The organism is Enterobacter sp. Taxon_8, assembly GCF_058354585.1.
Genome location: NZ_CM177989.1, coordinates 3,826,980 through 3,845,777, shown reverse-complemented (window position 1 = coordinate 3,845,777; position 18,798 = coordinate 3,826,980). Strand labels below are relative to the sequence as shown.

The window sequence follows — 18,798 nt, the reverse complement described above, 5'->3', positions numbered from 1 at the left end:
ATGCAGATCCTGTTGGCTAACCCGCGCGGCTTCTGCGCCGGTGTAGACCGCGCTATCAGCATTGTTGAAAACGCGCTGGAGATTTACGGCGCGCCGATTTATGTGCGTCACGAAGTGGTGCACAACCGCTACGTGGTCGACAGCCTGCGCGAGCGCGGCGCCATCTTCATTGAGCAGATCAGCGAAGTACCGGACGGTGCGATCCTGATCTTCTCCGCGCACGGTGTCTCTCAGGCGGTCCGTAACGAAGCAAAAAGCCGCGATCTGACCGTATTCGATGCTACCTGTCCGCTGGTGACAAAAGTGCATATGGAAGTGGCGCGCGCCAGCCGTCGTGGTGAAGAGTCGATTTTGATTGGCCATGCCGGTCATCCGGAAGTCGAAGGCACCATGGGCCAGTACAGCAACCCGGAAGGGGGGATGTATCTGGTTGAGTCGCCTGAAGATGTCCTTACGCTGAACGTGAAAAACGAAGCGCGTCTGTCGTTTATGACCCAGACGACGCTCTCCGTAGACGATACCTCAGACGTGATTGACGCCCTGCGTCAGCGCTTCCCGAAAATCGTCGGCCCGCGTAAGGATGATATCTGCTACGCAACCACTAACCGTCAGGAAGCGGTGCGCGCGCTGGCTGAACAGGCGGATGTGGTGCTCGTGGTCGGCTCCAAAAACTCATCTAACTCCAACCGTCTGGCCGAACTGGCGCAACGCATGGGGAAAATGGCTTTCCTGATTGATGACGCGTCGGATATTCAGGAAGCGTGGGTTAAAGACGCGGCCTGTGTCGGCGTGACGGCCGGGGCGTCTGCGCCAGATATTCTGGTTCAGAACGTCATTTCCCGTCTGCAGGAGCTGGGCGGCGGCGAAGCGGTGCCGCTGGAAGGACGTGAAGAGAACATCGTTTTCGAAGTCCCGAAAGAACTGCGCATCGACGCCCGCGAAGTTGAATAGTCCTTTTTCTGATGAAAGGCCAGCACCTCCTGTGCTGGCCTTTTTTTTACCCGTTACTTTATCGTGACGACAAAATCATGTCTTTTACTGATATTTAAGTCGGTTTCACGTTAAATTCTAATTATCGGTGTTTTCAGTTGGCAGTGCTTCTCAAGGCTGGTTAATCTGAAAACGGTTTACATCATTTTAACGTAAGAGAATAACTATGCATGATGCACAGATCCGTGTCGCCATTGCGGGCGCGGGTGGACGTATGGGCCGTCAGCTTATTCAGGCGGCACTTCAGATGGATGGCGTAGCGCTTGGCGCGGCACTGGAGCGAGAAGGTTCTTCGCTTCTGGGGACCGATGCCGGTGAGCTGGCGGGCGCTGGCCACACGGGTGTTACCGTGCAAAGCAGTCTGGAAGCGGTAAAAGAGGACTTCGATGTATTCATCGATTTTACACGCCCGGAAGGGACGCTCACGCATCTGGCGTTTTGCCGTCAGCACGGCAAGGGGATGGTGATTGGCACCACCGGTTTTGACGATGCGGGCAAGCAGGCTATCCAGGATGCATCCAAAGAGATTGCGATTGTCTTCGCCGCAAACTTTAGCGTGGGCGTTAACGTCATGCTGAAGCTGCTGGAGAAGGCCGCGAAGGTGATGGGCAATTATACCGATATCGAGATTGTAGAAGCTCACCACCGTTACAAGGTTGATGCGCCATCTGGGACGGCGCTGGCGATGGGCGAAGCGATTGCTCATGCACTTGATAAAGATTTAAAAGACTGCGCGGTCTATACCCGCGAAGGCTACACCGGCGAACGCGTACCTGGCACCATCGGTTTCGCAACCGTGCGAGCGGGTGACATCGTCGGCGAACACACGGCGATGTTCGCCGATATTGGCGAACGTGTCGAAATTACGCATAAAGCGTCCAGCCGAATGACGTTTGCCAATGGTGCCGTTCGGTCCGCCTTGTGGCTGAAAGAGAAGAAAAATGGTCTTTTTGATATGCGAGATGTGCTAGATCTCAACAATTTGTAAGCATTATTACCCATCGTGATGTGGTTATTGCAGTCGTAATTGTTTGATTGCATAGGGCAATATTTTATTGCCCTTTTATTTTATCTTTTTCATGTGTTGTTTTTAATTAAGCCTCTAAATTTCTATATCTTGTAGCGTTTTAACGTTACTGAAATGTAAATTTTGACCATCCGGTCCACTTTTTCATGCTCCAACACGACATTTTTTATTAAACCCGGCGCGCAAGCGTTTTCCGCGGTGATTTACCTGATCTTTTTGTCGCTTAAGCCGCATTACTCTCACCAGGGCTGCAAAACACTAAACAAAATATCCGTTTTAAGTTGACTTTTACCCACCAAATCTCCAGAATGCCGCCGTTTGCCAAAAATCCGCTGGCAACACATTTGCATTGATTCATGACACGGTTATGAATTAATATGCAAATAAAGTGAGTGAATATTCTCTGGAGGGTGTTTTGATTAAGTCAGCGCTATTGGTTCTGGAAGACGGAACCCAGTTTATCGGTCGGGCCATAGGGGCAACGGGTTCGGCGGTTGGGGAAGTCGTTTTCAATACTTCAATGACCGGTTATCAAGAAATCCTCACTGATCCTTCCTATTCTCGCCAAATCGTTACTCTTACTTATCCTCATATCGGCAATGTCGGCACCAATGCGGCTGACGAAGAATCCTCTCAGGTACATGCGCAAGGCCTGGTCATCCGCGACCTGCCGCTGATAGCCAGCAACTTCCGCAATACCGAAGATCTTTCTTCTTACCTGAAGCGCCATAACATCGTGGCGATTGCCGATATCGATACCCGTAAGCTAACGCGTTTGCTGCGCGAGAAGGGTGCACAGAACGGCTGCATCATCGCGGGTGATAACCTCGATGCGACGCTGGCGCTGGAAAAAGCGAAAGCCTTCCCTGGCCTGAACGGCATGGACCTGGCGAAAGAAGTGACTACTGCTGAAGCCTACAGCTGGACTCAGGGTAGCTGGACGCTGGAAGGCGACCTGCCGGAAGCGAAAAAAGAGAGCGAGCTGCCGTTCCACGTGGTGGCCTACGATTTCGGCGCCAAGCGCAACATCCTGCGCATGCTGGTTGACCGCGGCTGCCGCCTGACGGTGGTTCCGGCACAAACGTCTGCCGAAGACGTGCTGAAGATGAATCCGGACGGTATTTTCCTGTCCAACGGTCCTGGCGACCCGGCGCCGTGTGATTACGCCATCGCCGCCATCAAGTCCTTCCTGGAAACCGACATCCCGGTATTCGGCATCTGCCTCGGCCATCAGCTGCTGGCGCTGGCTAGCGGTGCGAACACCGTTAAGATGAAGTTCGGCCACCACGGTGGTAACCACCCGGTGAAAGACATTGATAACAACACGGTGATGATCACCGCGCAGAACCACGGCTTTGCCGTCGACGAAGCCTCAATGCCGGCTAACCTGCGCGTGACCCATAAGTCGCTGTTCGATGGCACCCTGCAGGGTATCCACCGTACCGATAAGCCAGCATTCAGCTTCCAGGGCCACCCTGAAGCCAGCCCGGGGCCACACGACGCCGCGCCGCTGTTCGATCACTTCATCGAACTTATCGAGCAATACCGTAAGACAGCTAAATAATCAGGAGCCGAGAAGACAATGCCAAAACGTACAGACATAAAAAGCATCCTGATCCTTGGCGCTGGCCCGATCGTGATCGGCCAGGCCTGCGAATTCGACTACTCCGGCGCTCAGGCGTGTAAAGCCCTGCGCGAAGAGGGTTACCGCGTTATCCTGGTGAACTCCAACCCGGCAACCATCATGACCGACCCGGAGATGGCAGATGCAACCTACATCGAGCCGATTCACTGGGAAGTCGTGCGTAAAATCATCGAGAAAGAGCGTCCGGACGCGGTGCTGCCAACCATGGGCGGCCAGACGGCGCTGAACTGTGCGCTGGAGCTGGAGCGTCAGGGCGTGCTGGAAGAGTTCGGCGTGACCATGATCGGTGCGACCGCCGACGCCATTGATAAAGCAGAAGACCGTCGCCGCTTCGACGTGGCAATGAAGAAAATCGGCCTCGACACCGCGCGTTCCGGTATCGCACACAACATGGAAGAAGCGCTGGCCGTTGCGGCTGAAGTGGGTTATCCGTGCATCATCCGTCCATCGTTCACCATGGGCGGCACCGGCGGCGGTATCGCCTACAACCGTGAAGAGTTCGAAGAGATTTGTGAACGCGGTCTTGATCTCTCCCCAACCAAAGAGCTGCTGATTGACGAGTCGCTGATTGGCTGGAAAGAGTACGAGATGGAAGTGGTACGTGATAAAAACGACAACTGCATCATCGTCTGCTCCATCGAAAACTTCGATGCGATGGGTATCCACACCGGTGACTCCATCACCGTTGCGCCAGCCCAGACCCTGACCGACAAAGAGTATCAAATCATGCGTAACGCCTCGATGGCGGTACTGCGTGAAATCGGCGTGGAAACCGGCGGTTCTAACGTGCAGTTCTCGGTTAACCCGAAAACAGGCCGCCTGATTGTTATCGAAATGAACCCGCGCGTGTCCCGTTCCTCCGCGCTGGCGTCGAAAGCGACCGGCTTCCCGATTGCGAAAGTGGCGGCGAAGCTGGCGGTGGGTTACACCCTCGACGAGCTGATGAACGACATCACCGGTGGCCGCACGCCTGCGTCCTTCGAGCCGTCCATCGACTACGTTGTGACCAAAATTCCTCGCTTCAACTTCGAGAAATTCGCGGGCGCGAACGACCGTCTGACCACCCAGATGAAATCTGTCGGTGAAGTGATGGCGATTGGCCGCACCCAGCAGGAATCCCTGCAAAAAGCGCTGCGCGGCCTGGAAGTGGGCGCGACCGGCTTTGACCCGAAAGTGAGCCTGGACGACCCGGAAGCGCTGACTAAAATCCGCCGCGAGCTGAAAGACGCGGGCGCAGAGCGTATCTGGTACATCGCCGATGCCTTCCGTGCGGGCCTGTCCGTGGACGGCGTGTTCAACCTGACCAACATCGACCGCTGGTTCCTGGTGCAGATTGAAGAGCTGGTGCGTCTGGAAGAGAAAGTGGCCGAGCTGGGCATCACCGGCCTGGACGCTGACTTCCTGCGCGTGCTGAAGCGTAAAGGCTTCGCAGACGCGCGTCTGGCTAAGCTGGCGGGCGTGCGTGAAGCAGAAATCCGCAAGCTGCGCGACCAGTACAACCTGCACCCGGTCTACAAGCGCGTGGACACCTGTGCGGCTGAATTCTCGACCGACACCGCGTACATGTACTCCACCTATGAAGACGAGTGCGAAGCGAACCCGTCAGTCGACCGCGACAAGATTATGGTGCTGGGCGGCGGTCCAAACCGTATCGGCCAGGGCATCGAGTTCGACTACTGCTGCGTACACGCCTCGCTGGCGCTGCGCGAAGACGGTTACGAGACCATCATGGTCAACTGTAACCCTGAAACGGTTTCTACCGACTACGACACCTCTGACCGCCTCTACTTCGAGCCGGTTACCCTGGAAGACGTGCTGGAAATCGTGCGCATCGAGAAGCCAAAAGGCGTTATCGTGCAGTACGGTGGCCAGACCCCGCTGAAGCTGGCGCGCGCGCTGGAAGCGGCAGGCGTACCGGTTATCGGTACCAGCCCGGATGCGATTGACCGTGCGGAAGACCGCGAGCGTTTCCAGCAGGCGGTTGACCGTCTGAAGCTGAAACAGCCGGCGAACGCCACCGTGACCGCTATCGAACAGGCCGTTGAGAAGGCGAAAGAGATTGGCTACCCGCTGGTGGTGCGTCCTTCCTACGTGCTGGGCGGCCGCGCGATGGAAATCGTTTATGACGAAGCCGACCTGCGTCGCTACTTCCAGACCGCAGTGAGCGTTTCCAACGATGCGCCAGTGCTGCTTGACCGCTTCCTCGACGACGCGGTGGAAGTAGACGTTGACGCCATCTGCGATGGCGAAATGGTGCTGATTGGCGGCATCATGGAGCATATCGAGCAGGCAGGCGTGCACTCCGGCGACTCCGCCTGTTCTCTGCCAGCGTACACCCTGAGCCAGGAGATTCAGGACGTGATGCGCCAGCAGGTGCAGAAGCTGGCCTTCGAGCTGCAGGTTCGCGGCCTGATGAACGTCCAGTTCGCGGTGAAAGACAACGAAGTCTACCTGATTGAAGTCAACCCGCGTGCGGCACGTACCGTACCGTTCGTCTCCAAAGCCACCGGCGTACCGCTGGCGAAAGTGGCGGCGCGCGTGATGGCGGGCCAGACGCTGGCGCAGCAGGGTGTGACCAAAGAGATCATTCCACCGTACTACTCGGTGAAAGAAGTGGTGCTGCCGTTCAACAAATTCCCGGGCGTTGACCCGCTGTTAGGGCCAGAAATGCGCTCTACCGGGGAAGTGATGGGCGTGGGCCGCACCTTCGCCGAAGCGTTCGCGAAGGCGCAGCTGGGTAGTAGCTCCACCATGAGAAAATCAGGCCGTGCGCTGCTCTCCGTTCGCGAAGGCGACAAAGAGCGCGTGGTTGACCTGGCCGCCAAGCTGCTGAAACAGGGCTTCGAGCTGGACGCAACCCACGGTACGGCGATTGTGCTGGGTGAAGCCGGTATTAACCCGCGTCTGGTGAACAAGGTGCATGAAGGTCGTCCGCACATTCAGGACCGTATCAAGAATGGCGAATACACCTACATCATCAACACTACCGCAGGCCGCCAGGCGATTGAAGACTCCAAGCTGATTCGCCGCAGCGCGCTGCAGTACAAGGTGCACTACGACACCACCCTGAACGGCGGTTTCGCGACGGCCATGGCGCTGAACGCGGATGCCACCGAGAAGGTGATTTCAGTGCAGGAAATGCACGCGCAGATTAGCAAGTAAGTAAAAATGCCCGGTGCCGTTCGGCTGCCGGGCATTCTCCCCATCTTCAGAACCTTCTGGTTTTTCATCCGCTTTCAGTCAGTTAGCCTAAAATGGTTAGGTCGATAACGAAATTCAACTGAGAGCAGGGGAAAACACCATGCAAAATAAATTACTGATCGCTTCCGTTCTGGCTGCTACGGCAATGTTTACCGTTGCGGGCTGTTCGTCTAATCAGGCCGTAAAAACCACCGATGGCAAAACCATCGTCACCGACGGCAAACCGCAGGTGGATGACGATACCGGTCTGGTGTCGTACAAAAACGCCGAAACCGGCCAAACCGAGCAGATTAACCGTGACCAGGTGAAATCCATGGGCGAGCTGGATAACTAATTCAGAATTCTGACGTAAGCCCGTCAATAATATTCACTATTAGCCTGTTGAATTACTGACTACACTCTTTTGTTAAAAGAAAGCAGTAACAACAGGCTAATCAATGATTCTGATAATTTATGCCCATCCTTATCCGCAGCACTCGCATGCGAATAAGCGGATGCTTGAGCAGGTAAGGACGCTTGATAACGTAGAGATACGTTCCCTCTATCAACTTTATCCCGATTTTAATATCGATATCGCCGCCGAGCAGGAGGCGCTTTCTCGTGCCGATCTGATTATCTGGCAGCACCCCATGCAGTGGTACAGCACGCCCCCGCTGCTGAAACTGTGGATTGATAAAGTCTTCTCCCACGGCTGGGCGTATGGACACAACGGCCATGCGCTAAAAGGGAAAAGCCTGATGTGGGCGGTCACCACCGGCGGTGGGGAAAGCCATTTTGATATCGGTTCCTTCCCGGGTTTTGACGTCCTGGCGCAGCCGCTGCAGGCGACAGCGCTCTATTGCGGTTTGAACTGGCTCCCGCCTTTTGCGATGCACTGCACGTTTGTTTGCGACGATGAAACGCTACAGGCGCAGGCTCGCCATTATAAACAACGCTTACTTGAGTGGCAGGAGACGCACCATGGATAGCCATACGCTGATACAGGCGCTGATTTACCTCGGCGCGGCGGCGCTGATTGTGCCCGTGGCGGTACGCCTGGGGCTGGGCTCTGTTCTCGGCTATCTGATTGCGGGCTGCGTCATTGGGCCGTGGGGCTTTCGACTGGTCACGGATGCCGAGGCGATTCTCCATTTTGCTGAAATCGGCGTTGTGCTGATGCTGTTTGTGATTGGCCTTGAGCTCGATCCCCAGAGGTTGTGGAAGCTTCGCGCCTCGGTATTTGGCGGAGGGGCACTGCAGATGGTGGCCTGCGGCCTGCTGCTGGGTGGGTTCTGCATCCTGCTGGGTATGGACTGGAAAGTGGCAGAGCTCATCGGCATGACGCTGGCGATCTCCTCAACGGCTATTGCCATGCAGGCGATGAACGAGCGAAATCTGACGGTATCCCAGATGGGACGTAGCGCGTTCTCGGTGCTGCTGTTCCAGGATATTGCCGCTATTCCGCTGGTGGCGATGATCCCGCTGCTGGCAGCCAGCGGTTCCTCTACCACGCTGGGCGCTTTCGCGCTGTCGGCACTGAAGGTGGCGGGCGCGCTGGCGCTGGTGGTGCTGCTTGGCCGTTACGTGACCCGCCCGCTGCTGCGGTTTGTTGCCCGTTCAGGCCTGCGCGAAGTGTTCAGCGCCGTGGCGCTGTTCCTGGTGTTTGGCTTTGGTCTGCTGCTGGAAGAAGCCGGGCTGTCGATGGCGATGGGGGCGTTCCTCGCAGGCGTCCTGCTGGCGAGCTCGGAATACCGTCACGCGCTGGAAAGCGATATCGAGCCGTTTAAAGGCTTGCTGCTGGGGCTGTTTTTCATCGGCGTGGGGATGTCCGTCGACTTCGGCACGCTGGTGACGCACCCGCTGCGGATCGTCATCCTGCTCGTCGGCTTCCTGATCATTAAAATGGTAATGCTGTGGCTGATTGCGCGTCCGCTGAAGGTTCCAAATAAGCAGCGCAGCTGGTTTGCGGTTCTGCTGGGGCAGGGGAGCGAATTTGCGTTTGTGGTTTTTGGCGCTGCGCAGATGGCAAACGTGCTCGATCCCGAGTGGGCGAAAGCGCTGACGCTGGCGGTCGCGCTCTCGATGGCCGCAACGCCCGTTCTGCTGGTGGTGCTGACGCGTCTGGAAAAATCGGGTAGCGAGCAGGAGCGCGAAGCCGATGAAATTGACGAAGAACAGCCGCGCGTCATCATTGCCGGATTTGGCCGCTACGGGCAGATCGTTGGCCGTCTGCTGCTGTCCAGCGGGGTGAAAATGGTTATCCTCGATCACGACCCCGACCATGTCGATACTCTGCGTAAATTTGATATGAAGGTATTTTACGGCGATGCGACCCGCGTCGATCTATTGGAATCCGCCGGTGCGGCCAAAGCGGAGGTATTGATTAACGCGATTGACGATCCGGAGACCAGCATGCAGATGGTGGAAATGGCGAAAGAACATTTCCCGGATCTGACCATTATTTCCCGTGCCCGCGATGTGGATCATTATATCCGTCTCAGGCAAGCGGGCGTAGAAGCCCCCGAGCGTGAAACCTTCGAAGGCGCGCTGAAATCTGGCCGTATGGCGCTGGAAAATCTGGGGCTCGGCGCGTATGAAGCGCGCGAGCGGGCGGACCTGTTCCGCCGCTTTAACACCGAGATGGTCGAAGAGATGGCGGCGATGGCCGGGAGTACGGCCACCGAGCGCGCGGCGGTGTTTAAACGCACCAGCGCCATGCTGACGGAAATCATTAACGAGGACCGTAATCACCTGTCGCTGATCCAGCGTCACGGCTGGCAGGGCACGGAAGAGGGCAAGCATACCGGCGATCCGTCTGACGAACCGGAGAGTAAACCTTCCGCGTGAAGTGGAGTTGCCAGCAATATTAAAAAATTTCTTTATCTTTACTCTGCCGCCAGTCGACGAAAGATTAAGCTTTCCGTATAGTGGCGGCAATTTTTTGCATCCGGGAAATTTTCAATGATCAGTCTGATTGCAGCGCTGGCGGTGGACCGCGTTATCGGTATGGAAAATGCCATGCCGTGGAACCTGCCTGCCGATCTCGCATGGTTTAAACGTACTACGTTAAACAAGCCGGTAGTGATGGGCCGCCTGACCTGGGAGTCGATTGGTCGTCCATTGCCGGGCCGTAAGAATATCGTTATCAGCAGCCAGCCGGGCACTGACGATCGCGTCGAATGGGTAAAATCAGTCGACGAGGCGATTGCTGCATGCGGCAATGCCGAAGAGATCATGGTGATCGGCGGTGGGCGCGTGTACGAGCAGTTCCTGCCAAAAGCGCAGAAGCTGTATCTGACCCACATTGATGCAGAAGTGGAAGGGGATACTCATTTCCCGGACTACGATCCGGACGAGTGGGAATCGGTATTCAGTGAATTCCACGACGCGGATGCACAGAACTCCCATAGCTACTGCTTCGAGATTCTGGAACGTCGTTAAGTGATGTCCCTCTCCCGCCCGGGAGAGGGAATGATTCAGGAGGCAACGGCCTCACTTTCCCCTAAGTCCAGCTGTCGGTTGGACGGCTGCACAAAGTAAGCTTTATCTTCCCAGCGTAAACAGGTTAACTCTCCGCCCCAGCAGCATCCGGTATCCAGACCGTAAATCCCTTCCGGCGTTCCTTTTCCTTCCAGTGCCGCCCAGTGACCAAATACCACGCTGTACTCGCTTGTCACCGGCCCCGGAATGGCAAACCACGGTTTCAGCGGAGCGGGCGCACTTTCCGGCGTCTCTTTGGAATACATGTCCAGCTGTCCGTTCGGGAAGCAGAAGCGCATGCGGGTAAAGGCGTTGGTGATAAAGCGTAGACGGGCCAGACCGCTGAGATCCTCGCTCCAGTGGTTCGGCATATCGCCGTACATGGCATCGAGGAAGAAAGGATACGAGTCGCTTGCCAGCACCGCCTCAACGTCGCGCGCGCAGGTTTTCGCCGTCTCAAGATCCCATTGCGGGGTGATCCCGGCATGCGCCATGACCAGCTTTTTCTCCTCGTCGACCTGCAGCAGCGGCTGACGGCGAAGCCAGTTAATCAGATCGTCCGCGTCCGGCGCATCCAGCAGCGGAGTGAGGCGATCTTTAGGTTTGTTGCGGCTGATCCCGGCGAACACCGCCAGCAGATGCAGATCGTGATTGCCCAGCACCATGCGGACGCTGTCGCCCAGCGATTTGACGAAACGTAATACTTCAAGGGAGCCGGGGCCACGCGCGACTAAATCGCCCGTCAGCCAGAGCGTGTCCTGTCCTGGCGTAAAGTTGACCTGTTTTAATAATGCGATCAGTTCATCGTAGCAACCGTGAACGTCGCCAATCAGATATGTAGACATTAGATTAATGAATAAGTGTGGTTACGGCGAGACGGAACACGGGAATGGCAACGCGGAAATCATTGCCATCGACATCGACCATTTCATAATGGCCCTGCATCGTACCCATCGGCGTTTCAATCACCGCGCCGCTGGTGTACTGGTACTCTTCGCCAGGGGCGATGTGGGGCTGTTCACCGACCACACCTTCACCCTGAACTTCGATTTCGCGGCCATTGCCGTTGGTAATAAGCCAGTAGCGTCCGCGCAGCTGCACGGGCGTCCGCCCCAGATTGCGAATGGTCACGGTGTAAGCAAAGACAAAACGCTCTTCATCCGGCGAGGATTGCGATTCAACATAGACGCTTTGTACATGGACACATACGCGGGGCGAATCAATCATGGCTTAACTCTCCTTCGGCGGCGCATTATCGCTGATGTAATTAGCCAGCTTGCAGTATTGCTCTACGGAAATGTTCTCCGCACGCATTGCCGGGTCGATTCCCAGTTCGGCTAACACCTCAACGGTAAAGGAATTGCTGAGGCTGTTACGGATCGTTTTACGACGCTGGTTAAAGGCTTCAGTGGTAATGCGGCTCAGTACACGCAGATCTTTAACCGGATACGGTTTCGTTTTGTGCGGTACAAGGCGCACAACCGCTGAATCCACTTTCGGTGGTGGTGTGAACGCTGACGGCGGTACTTCGAGTACCGGGATCACGTTGCAGTAATATTGTGCCATCACGCTTAAACGACCATACGCTTTACTGTTCGGGCCTGCAACCAGACGGTTAACAACCTCTTTTTGCAACATGAAGTGCATGTCGGCAATGGCATCAGTATAGCTAAAGAGGTGGAACATAAGCGGCGTGGAGATGTTGTACGGCAGGTTGCCGAAGACGCGCAGCGGCTGGCCCATTTTTTCCGACAGTTCGCCAAAGTTCATGGTCATGGCGTCCTGCTGATAGATGGTCAGCTTCGGCCCGAGGAACGGGTGCGTTTGCAGGCGAGCGGCCAGATCGCGGTCCAGTTCGATGACGGTCAGCTCGTCAAGGCGTTCGCCTACCGGCTCGGTCAGCGCGGCAAGACCCGGGCCGATTTCGACCATCGCCTGACCTTTTTGCGGATTAATAGCCGAGACAATGCTTTCGATCACGAACTGATCGTTAAGGAAGTTTTGCCCGAAACGTTTACGGGCTAAGTGGCCCTGATGGACTCGATTAGTCATTGAGTATTAACAATCATTTTGATGGCGAGATTAAGCGCCGTAATAAAACTGCCGACATCCGCTTTCCCCTGGCCTGCCAGATCCAGCGCAGTACCGTGGTCAACGGACGTTCGAATAAAGGGTAAACCGAGGGTGATATTCACCCCGCGGCCAAAGCCCTGGTATTTTAGCACGGGCAGGCCCTGATCGTGGTACATCGCGAGCACGGCGTCGGCATTATCCAGGTATTTCGGCTGGAAAAGAGTATCTGCAGGGAGCGGCCCGCTGAGGTTCATCCCCTTCGCCCGCATTTCGTTGAGCACCGGAATAATGGTGTCGATCTCTTCGGTGCCCATGTGCCCGCCTTCGCCGGCGTGCGGATTCAGGCCACAGACCAGCACATGCGGCTGCGGTATCCCAAACTTTGTCTGCAGATCGTGGTGCAAAATCCCGATGATCTCGCGCAGGAGTTCAGGGGTGATCGCATCCGGAATGGCTTTGATCGGCAGATGGGTGGTCACCAGCGCAACGCGCATTTCCTCCGTCGCCAGCATCATCACCACTTTCGGGCTCCGTGAGCGCTCTTCGAAGAACTCCGTATGCCCGGTAAACGGTATACCCGCTTCGTTGATGACGCCTTTATGGACGGGACCGGTAATAAGGGCGGCAAATTCGCCCTTCAGGCAACCGTCGCAGGCGCGCGCCAGGGTTTCCACGACATAGTGGCCGTTTTCCGTGCTGAGCTGGCCCGGAATAACCGGTGTACGAAGCGGAACAGAAAGAAGGGTGAGTGTACCGGCTTGCTGCGGTGCAGGCTGTTGGCCTTCAACGTAAGGGATAAGCGTTAAAGGCAGACCGAGCAGCGTTGCCCGGTCTTGTAACAGTGTTGCATCGGCGCAGACAACCAGTTCTACAGGCCAGCTGCGCTGGGCGAGCTGGACAACGAGGTCAGGCCCAATCCCGGCGGGTTCGCCGGGCGTGATCACAACACGATGCTGTTTCATTAGTTGCTCAGAATTTTCACGTATGCGCTGGCGCGTTGTTCCTGCATCCAGGTGGCTGCTTCTTCAGAGAACTTACGGTTAAACAGCATACGGTAGGCTCTGTCTTTCTGTGCCGCATCCGTTTTATCAACGTTACGGGTGTCCATCAGCTCGATCAGATGCCAGCCAAACGAAGAGTGGACCGGCGCGCTGATCTGGCCTTTGTTCAGCTTCATCAACGCATCGCGGAAGGCAGGATCGTAAATATCCGCAGCCGCCCAGCCCAGATCGCCGCCCTGGTTAGCAGAGCCTGGATCCTGAGAGAACTCTTTTGCTGCCTTCTCAAAAGAGGTTTTACCGCTCTTAATGTCTGCTGCAATCTGTTCCAGCTTCGCACGCGCCTGATCGTCAGTCATGATCGGTGACGGTTTCAGAAGAATGTGGCGAGCGTGAACTTCGGTGACGGAGATATTTTGGCTCTGGCCACGCAGATCGTTCACCTTCAGAATGTGGAAGCCCACGCCTGAACGGATTGGACCCACGATATCCCCTTTCTTCGCCGTGCTCAGCGCCTGAGCAAAGATGGATGGCAGCTCCTGAATACGTCCCCAGCCCATCTGGCCGCCTTTCAGCGCCTGTTGGTCAGCGGAGTAGGTGATAGCCAGCTTGCCAAAGTCTCCGCCGTTACGCGCCTGTTCGACAATAGAACGCGCCTGGCTTTCAGCTTCCGCAGCCTGATCGGAAGTTGGGTTCTCTGGCAGTGGGATCAGGATGTGGCTCAGGTTCAGCTCTGTGCTCGCATCGTTCTGGTTACCCACCTGTTTTGCCAGCGCGTCCACTTCCTGAGGCAGGATAGTCACGCGGCGACGCACTTCGTTGTTACGCACTTCCGAAATCAGCATCTCTTTACGGATCTGATTACGGTAGGTGGCGTAGCTGATGCCGTCATAGGCCAGACGGCTGCGCATCTGGTCTAAAGACATATTGTTCTGCTTCGCGATGTTAGCGATCGCCTGATCGAGCTGCTCGTCAGTGATCTTCACACCCATTTTCTGCCCCATCTGCAGAACGATCTGATCCATGATCAGACGCTCCAGGATCTGGTGGCGCAGCGTGGCGTCATCCGGAAGCTGTTGACCGGCTTCACCCGAATTGAGCTTCACCGATTTCATCAGACCGTCAACGTCACTTTCAAGCACGACGCCGTTGTTAACCACAGCAGCGACTTTATCAACAACCTGGGGGGCGGCGAAGCTGGTATTCGCAACCATAGCGACACCGAGCAGCAGCGTTTTCCAGTTCTTCATACTTTTTCCATTTCAATTAACCGCAAAGCGGATTACGTTGCAAATCAAGCACATTACAAGGCGCTACTGTACGGCAGAATATTCGAGCGCAGCATTTTCTGCGTACCCAGGCCGTAGTTGGAACTCAGGCCGCGTAACTCGAAGTTAAAGCCAATCACGTTATCGTATTTGCTCTGATTGTTTTCACTGTTCCAGCCGTTAAGCTTACGTTCGTAGCCGAGACGCAGCGCGTAACAGCAGGAGTTATACTGCAGGCCCACCATCTGGTCAGCAGCTTTATTGGCGTTAGTGTCGAAGTAGTACGCGCCTACGATTGACCAGCGGTCGGCGATTGGCCAACTCGCTGCGCCACCCACCTGCGAAATACCGTCTTTATACTGCTCGGCAGTACCATAGTTCGGTAGCGTCGCCTGAATATATTCCGGGCTGGCATAACGATAGGTCAACTGCACCATACGATCTTCATCCCGGCGATACTCAATCGCCGCCGTACTGTTGGCGATATTGTCGAGACGGGTGTCATATTGGACGCCGCCGCGCAGACCCCAACGATCGGTCATACGCCAGTAGGTGTCACCAGCCCAAATCAGCGAACCTGTCTTGTTATCTTTCTCCCACTTAATATTGTCATCGCCCGTGCGAGACTCGGTGAAATAGTAGATTTGACCAACAGAAACGTTAAAACGTTCAACGGCAGCGTCATCATAAACGCGCGATGTGACCCCGGTCGTTAACTGGTTCGCTGAGGCGATGCGGTCAAGGCCGCCGTAGGTACGATCGCGGAACAGGCCGCTATAGTCAGATTGCAGTAAAGAGGAGTCGTAGTTATTGATGTTGCTCTGGTCGCGATAAGGCACGTACAGGTACTGCATACGTGGCTCCAGCGTCTGGGTATAGCCATCCGCCAGAAGTGCCATATTGCGTTCGAAGATCAGCTTACCGTCCATTTTGAACTGCGGAAGCGTACGGTTTACGGATTCCTCAAGATGGGCGTTGTTGCTGGTATTGTAATCATCAATATTTTTTTGCTGATAATGGGTCGCCATCAGCTTGGCTTCCGTATTCAGGCTTGCCCAGTCATTCGACCATGGCAAGTTGATAACGGGCTCCAGGTGAACACGGGTGGCTTCCGGCATATTGGAATTGGTGTTCACAAAATGCACGGCCTGGCCATAAATACGAGTGTCGAACGGACCCACGTCATTCTGGTACCAGTTAACGTCCAACTGAGGCTCGGCGCCATAGGTACTTGCCGTCTGGCTGGAGAATACCTGGAACTGTTTGTTGGTTACCGTCGCATCGAAGTTCTGAACCGCGTAGCCAACGCTGAAAATCTGTGTGGCATAACCATCGGTACTCGAACCGTATTTGGATGAGAAATCATTGAAGTAGTTCGGGTCACTGACTTTGGTGTAGTTGACGTTGAAACGCCAGACCTTGTCCATCACCCCGGAATGCTGCCAGAAATACATCCAGCGGTGCTTATCGCCTTCGGTTGGATGCTCGTCCTGGAAAACTTTATCCGACGGCAGATAATCCAGCTCCATCAGACCCGCACCGGCCTGGGTCAGATAGCGGAACTCGTTCTCCCACATGATGTTGCCGCGCTTGTGGATATAGTGCGGCGTGATCGTCGCATCCATGTTTGGCGCGATGTTCCAGTAATACGGCAGGTAGAACTCAAAGTAGTTCGTGGTGCTGTATTTGGCATTCGGGATCAGGAAACCGGAGCGACGTTTGTCACCCACGGGAAGCTGCAGATAAGGGCTATAGAATATGGGCACCGGACCCAGCTTGAAGCGGGCGTTCCAGATCTCTGCGACCTGTTCTTCGCGGTCATGGATAACCTCGCTCCCGACCACGCTCCAGGTATTTGAACCCGGCAGACATGACGTGAACGTACCGTTTTCCAGGATCGTATAGCGGTTTTCACCGCGCTGTTTCATCAGGTCTGCGTCACCGCGCCCCTGGCGACCCACCATCTGGTAATCACCTTTCCAGACGTTAGTATCTTTCGTATTCAGGTTTGACCAGGCTTTCGGACCTTTCAGGATGACCTGATTGTCGTCATAGTGCACATTACCCAGCGCATCCACCGTTCGTACCGGCTCGGCCGCACCTTCCGGTTGTTTCTGGTGCAGCTGCACTTCATCTGCCTGCAGGCGGCTATTGCCCTGGTTAATATCTACATTGCCCGTAAACGTGGCATTGTCAGGGTAAGTCCCTTTTGAACTGTCGGCAGTAATAGTTACCGGCAAGCTATTTGTATCGCCACTCACCAGTGGGCGATTATAACTTGGGACGCCAAGCATACACTGCGAGGCGAGATCGGCCGCCAGACCCTGTTGACTGTACAGGGCGGAGCCAATCATTGTGGCCAGGAGGGTGGGGATACGTTTTTTCATACGTTGTATTTTATTGTTCCGTCATCAGTGGCTACGGCTTATAAACGCTCAGAGACTATCTTACTCATCTGCGCAGTACCAGCGTTAATCCTGCCCGTTTGCGTGCCAGAGTGTTAGGCTCGCTATCGAATGACGAGTATGATAAAGCAAATTATAGGCGATGTCCTTCAATTGACCGTGACTTGAACACAGTGATGATGACGTTGCGTCGGCAAGGAATATGACTATCCGGGGAGTATATGCAGTATTGGGGTAAAATAATCGGCGTTGCGTTCGCCATCATCATGGGTGCCGGGTTCTGGGGAATTGTGCTGGGGCTTATTATTGGCCATATGTTTGATAAGGCGCGCAGCCGCAAAATGGCCTGGTTTGCCAATCAGCGCGAGCGTCAGTCACTCTTTTTCTCCACCACCTTTGAGGTCATGGGGCACTTAACCAAATCCAAAGGGCGTGTCACAGAAGCCGATATTCAGATTGCCAGCGTTTTTATGGATCGCATGAACCTGCACGGCGACTCCCGTCTGGAAGCGCAAAATGCGTTTCGCATCGGGAAATCCGATAACTATCCGCTTCGCGAAAAAATGCGTCAGTTCCGCAGCATCTGTTTTGGACGTTTTGATTTAATTCGGATGTTTCTGGAAATTCAAATCCAGGCGGCCTTCGCGGACGGTTCACTACACCCTAATGAGCGTGACGTGCTCTACGTCATTGCGGAAGAGCTGGGCATCTCCCGTATGCAGTTCGACCAGTTCCTGCGCATGATGCAGGGCGGGGCACAGTTTGGCGGTGGCTATCACCAGCAGTCGTCCGGCGGTGCCTGGCAGCAGGCGCAGCGTGGTCCAACGCTGGAAGATGCCTGCAATGTGCTTGGCGTTAAGCCCTCTGACGATCAGACCACGATCAAACGTGCCTATCGTAAGCTTATGAGCGAGCACCATCCGGACAAGCTGGTCGCGAAAGGCTTACCGCCAGAAATGATGGAGATGGCAAAGCAAAAAGCGCAGGAAATTCAGAAAGCGTACGAACTGATTAAAGAGAAGAAAGGTTTCAAATAAAAAAAAGCCCGACGATGTCGGGCTTTTTTTTAGAAGTCCACCGGGGCTTTAAACGTCATCGCGTTACCGAAGGCCGGATGGGTGATGGTGAGCGTCTGCGCGTGCAGCTGCAGACGTGGCGCTAAGGCCAGCGCTTCAGGCGGCGCGTAAAACCTGTCGCCCAGAATCGGATGACCCAGCGCAAGCATATGCACGCGCAGCTGATGCGAGCGTCCGGTAATCGGCTTTAGCAGGACGCGCGCGGTATTATCCGGCGCGTACTCAAGCACTTCATACTCGGTCTGCGCGGCCTTGCCGGTTTCATAACACACCTTCTGCTTTGGCCGGTTCGGCCAGTCGCAGATCAGCGGTAAATCCACCAGCCCTTCGGCCTGCGCCGGGTGACCCCAGACGCGGGCGACATACTGCTTCTTCGGCTCGCGCTCGCGGAACTGGCGCTTCAGCTCGCGTTCCGCCGCTTTGTTCAGCGCCACCACAATCACGCCGCTGGTCGCCATGTCCAGGCGATGGACAGACTCCGCCTGAGGATAATCGCGCTGAATGCGCGTCATCACGCTGTCTTTGTGCTCGTCCAGACGCCCCGGCACGGACAACAGCCCGCTGGGCTTGTTGACCACCATAATGTGTTCATCCTGATACAGAATGACCAGCCAGGGATCCTGCGGCGGATTGTACGGCTCCATCACCATCTTGCG

General features: G+C 55.5%; 16 protein-coding genes. 9 read left to right on the top strand and 7 right to left on the bottom strand.

Annotated elements, in window-relative coordinates; translation table 11 throughout:
* From ispH to folA, 8 genes are all read left to right on the top strand, one after another.
* On the top strand, nt 1–951 hold the full coding sequence (gene ispH / locus AC4IBF_RS18255) for a 4-hydroxy-3-methylbut-2-enyl diphosphate reductase (RefSeq protein WP_115876464.1): 951 nt from the start codon (nt 1–3) through the stop codon (nt 949–951).
* Between the two features lie 205 nt (nt 952–1,156).
* On the top strand, nt 1,157–1,978 hold the full coding sequence (dapB, locus tag AC4IBF_RS18250) for a 4-hydroxy-tetrahydrodipicolinate reductase (RefSeq protein ID WP_133293759.1): 822 nt from the start codon (nt 1,157–1,159) through the stop codon (nt 1,976–1,978).
* A gap of 454 nt (nt 1,979–2,432) precedes the next feature.
* The gene (carA, locus tag AC4IBF_RS18245) at nt 2,433–3,581 is read left to right on the top strand and encodes a glutamine-hydrolyzing carbamoyl-phosphate synthase small subunit (protein ID WP_010427050.1); all 1,149 of its coding nucleotides are present in this window, start codon (nt 2,433–2,435) and stop codon (nt 3,579–3,581) included.
* Between the two features lie 18 nt (nt 3,582–3,599).
* Nucleotides 3,600–6,824: a carbamoyl-phosphate synthase large subunit gene (gene carB / locus AC4IBF_RS18240; RefSeq protein ID WP_491463003.1), complete on the top strand. Its 3,225-nt coding sequence runs from the start codon at nt 3,600–3,602 to the stop codon at nt 6,822–6,824.
* 139 nt (nt 6,825–6,963) lie between these two features.
* Nucleotides 6,964–7,197 carry a YgdI/YgdR family lipoprotein gene (locus AC4IBF_RS18235; protein WP_003856439.1) on the top strand — a complete coding sequence of 78 codons (234 nt, stop codon included), beginning with the start codon at nt 6,964–6,966 and terminating at the stop codon, nt 7,195–7,197.
* A gap of 103 nt (nt 7,198–7,300) precedes the next feature.
* A complete protein-coding gene (gene kefF / locus AC4IBF_RS18230; RefSeq protein WP_047173708.1) occupies nt 7,301–7,831 on the top strand; it encodes a glutathione-regulated potassium-efflux system oxidoreductase KefF in 531 nt (176 codons plus the stop codon).
* Nucleotides 7,824–9,689: a glutathione-regulated potassium-efflux system protein KefC gene (gene kefC, locus AC4IBF_RS18225; RefSeq protein ID WP_491463002.1), complete on the top strand. Its 1,866-nt coding sequence runs from the start codon at nt 7,824–7,826 to the stop codon at nt 9,687–9,689. The genes kefF and kefC overlap by 8 nt, the downstream gene beginning before the upstream one ends.
* 114 nt (nt 9,690–9,803) lie before the next feature.
* A complete protein-coding gene (gene folA / locus AC4IBF_RS18220) occupies nt 9,804–10,283 on the top strand; it encodes a type 3 dihydrofolate reductase (RefSeq protein WP_008502023.1) in 480 nt (159 codons plus the stop codon).
* A 35-nt stretch (nt 10,284–10,318) separates the two neighbouring features.
* On the opposite strand, the gene apaH is transcribed toward folA, so the two are convergent.
* The 6 genes from apaH to lptD are packed head-to-tail and all read right to left on the bottom strand — an operon-like array spanning nt 10,319 to nt 17,048.
* Nucleotides 10,319–11,167 carry a bis(5'-nucleosyl)-tetraphosphatase (symmetrical) ApaH gene (gene apaH, locus AC4IBF_RS18215; protein ID WP_491463001.1) on the bottom strand — a complete coding sequence of 283 codons (849 nt, stop codon included), beginning with the start codon at nt 11,165–11,167 and terminating at the stop codon, nt 10,319–10,321.
* Between the two features lie 4 nt (nt 11,168–11,171).
* Nucleotides 11,172–11,549, bottom strand: a complete 378-nt coding sequence (gene apaG, locus AC4IBF_RS18210) for a Co2+/Mg2+ efflux protein ApaG (RefSeq protein ID WP_008502021.1) — start codon at nt 11,547–11,549, stop codon at nt 11,172–11,174.
* Between the two features lie 3 nt (nt 11,550–11,552).
* Nucleotides 11,553–12,374 carry a 16S rRNA (adenine(1518)-N(6)/adenine(1519)-N(6))-dimethyltransferase RsmA gene (gene rsmA, locus AC4IBF_RS18205; protein ID WP_023310362.1) on the bottom strand — a complete coding sequence of 274 codons (822 nt, stop codon included), beginning with the start codon at nt 12,372–12,374 and terminating at the stop codon, nt 11,553–11,555.
* Nucleotides 12,371–13,357 (bottom strand): 4-hydroxythreonine-4-phosphate dehydrogenase PdxA, encoded by a 987-nt coding sequence (pdxA, locus tag AC4IBF_RS18200; RefSeq protein ID WP_032660737.1) that lies wholly within the window; start codon nt 13,355–13,357, stop codon nt 12,371–12,373. The genes rsmA and pdxA overlap by 4 nt, the downstream gene beginning before the upstream one ends.
* Nucleotides 13,357–14,643: a peptidylprolyl isomerase SurA gene (gene surA / locus AC4IBF_RS18195; RefSeq protein ID WP_115876459.1), complete on the bottom strand. Its 1,287-nt coding sequence runs from the start codon at nt 14,641–14,643 to the stop codon at nt 13,357–13,359. The genes pdxA and surA overlap by 1 nt, the downstream gene beginning before the upstream one ends.
* A 53-nt stretch (nt 14,644–14,696) precedes the next feature.
* Nucleotides 14,697–17,048 carry an LPS assembly protein LptD gene (gene lptD, locus AC4IBF_RS18190; protein ID WP_111964063.1) on the bottom strand — a complete coding sequence of 784 codons (2,352 nt, stop codon included), beginning with the start codon at nt 17,046–17,048 and terminating at the stop codon, nt 14,697–14,699.
* 239 nt (nt 17,049–17,287) lie between these two features.
* Here lptD and djlA point away from each other — a divergent pair, with 239 nt between their 5' ends.
* Nucleotides 17,288–18,103, top strand: coding sequence for a co-chaperone DjlA (gene djlA / locus AC4IBF_RS18185; protein WP_008502016.1), 816 nt, complete (start codon nt 17,288–17,290; stop codon nt 18,101–18,103).
* 29 nt (nt 18,104–18,132) lie between these two features.
* Here the strand turns inward: djlA and rluA are convergent, their stop codons facing one another.
* Nucleotides 18,133–18,792, bottom strand: a complete 660-nt coding sequence (gene rluA / locus AC4IBF_RS18180; RefSeq protein ID WP_008502014.1) for a bifunctional tRNA pseudouridine(32) synthase/23S rRNA pseudouridine(746) synthase RluA — start codon at nt 18,790–18,792, stop codon at nt 18,133–18,135.
* Nucleotides 18,793–18,798 lie beyond the last annotated feature (6 nt).

Excerpts from the sequence above, each read along its gene's own strand:
- folA (WP_008502023.1), top strand. The coding sequence starts at position 9,804 with ATGATCAGTCTGATTGCAGCGCTGGCGGTGGACCGCGTTATCGGTATG.
- rsmA (WP_023310362.1), bottom strand. The coding sequence starts at position 12,374 with ATGACTAATCGAGTCCATCAGGGCCACTTAGCCCGTAAACGTTTCGGG.
- apaG (WP_008502021.1), bottom strand. The coding sequence starts at position 11,549 with ATGATTGATTCGCCCCGCGTATGTGTCCATGTACAAAGCGTCTATGTT.
- dapB (WP_133293759.1), top strand. The coding sequence starts at position 1,157 with ATGCATGATGCACAGATCCGTGTCGCCATTGCGGGCGCGGGTGGACGT.
- djlA (WP_008502016.1), top strand. The coding sequence starts at position 17,288 with ATGCAGTATTGGGGTAAAATAATCGGCGTTGCGTTCGCCATCATCATG.
- kefC (WP_491463002.1), top strand. The coding sequence starts at position 7,824 with ATGGATAGCCATACGCTGATACAGGCGCTGATTTACCTCGGCGCGGCG.
- AC4IBF_RS18235 (WP_003856439.1), top strand. The coding sequence starts at position 6,964 with ATGCAAAATAAATTACTGATCGCTTCCGTTCTGGCTGCTACGGCAATG.
- rluA (WP_008502014.1), bottom strand. The coding sequence starts at position 18,792 with ATGGTGATGGAGCCGTACAATCCGCCGCAGGATCCCTGGCTGGTCATT.
- pdxA (WP_032660737.1), bottom strand. The coding sequence starts at position 13,357 with ATGAAACAGCATCGTGTTGTGATCACGCCCGGCGAACCCGCCGGGATT.
- ispH (WP_115876464.1), top strand. The coding sequence starts at position 1 with ATGCAGATCCTGTTGGCTAACCCGCGCGGCTTCTGCGCCGGTGTAGAC.
- kefF (WP_047173708.1), top strand. The coding sequence starts at position 7,301 with ATGATTCTGATAATTTATGCCCATCCTTATCCGCAGCACTCGCATGCG.
- apaH (WP_491463001.1), bottom strand. The coding sequence starts at position 11,167 with ATGTCTACATATCTGATTGGCGACGTTCACGGTTGCTACGATGAACTG.
- lptD (WP_111964063.1), bottom strand. The coding sequence starts at position 17,048 with ATGAAAAAACGTATCCCCACCCTCCTGGCCACAATGATTGGCTCCGCC.
- surA (WP_115876459.1), bottom strand. The coding sequence starts at position 14,643 with ATGAAGAACTGGAAAACGCTGCTGCTCGGTGTCGCTATGGTTGCGAAT.
- carB (WP_491463003.1), top strand. The coding sequence starts at position 3,600 with ATGCCAAAACGTACAGACATAAAAAGCATCCTGATCCTTGGCGCTGGC.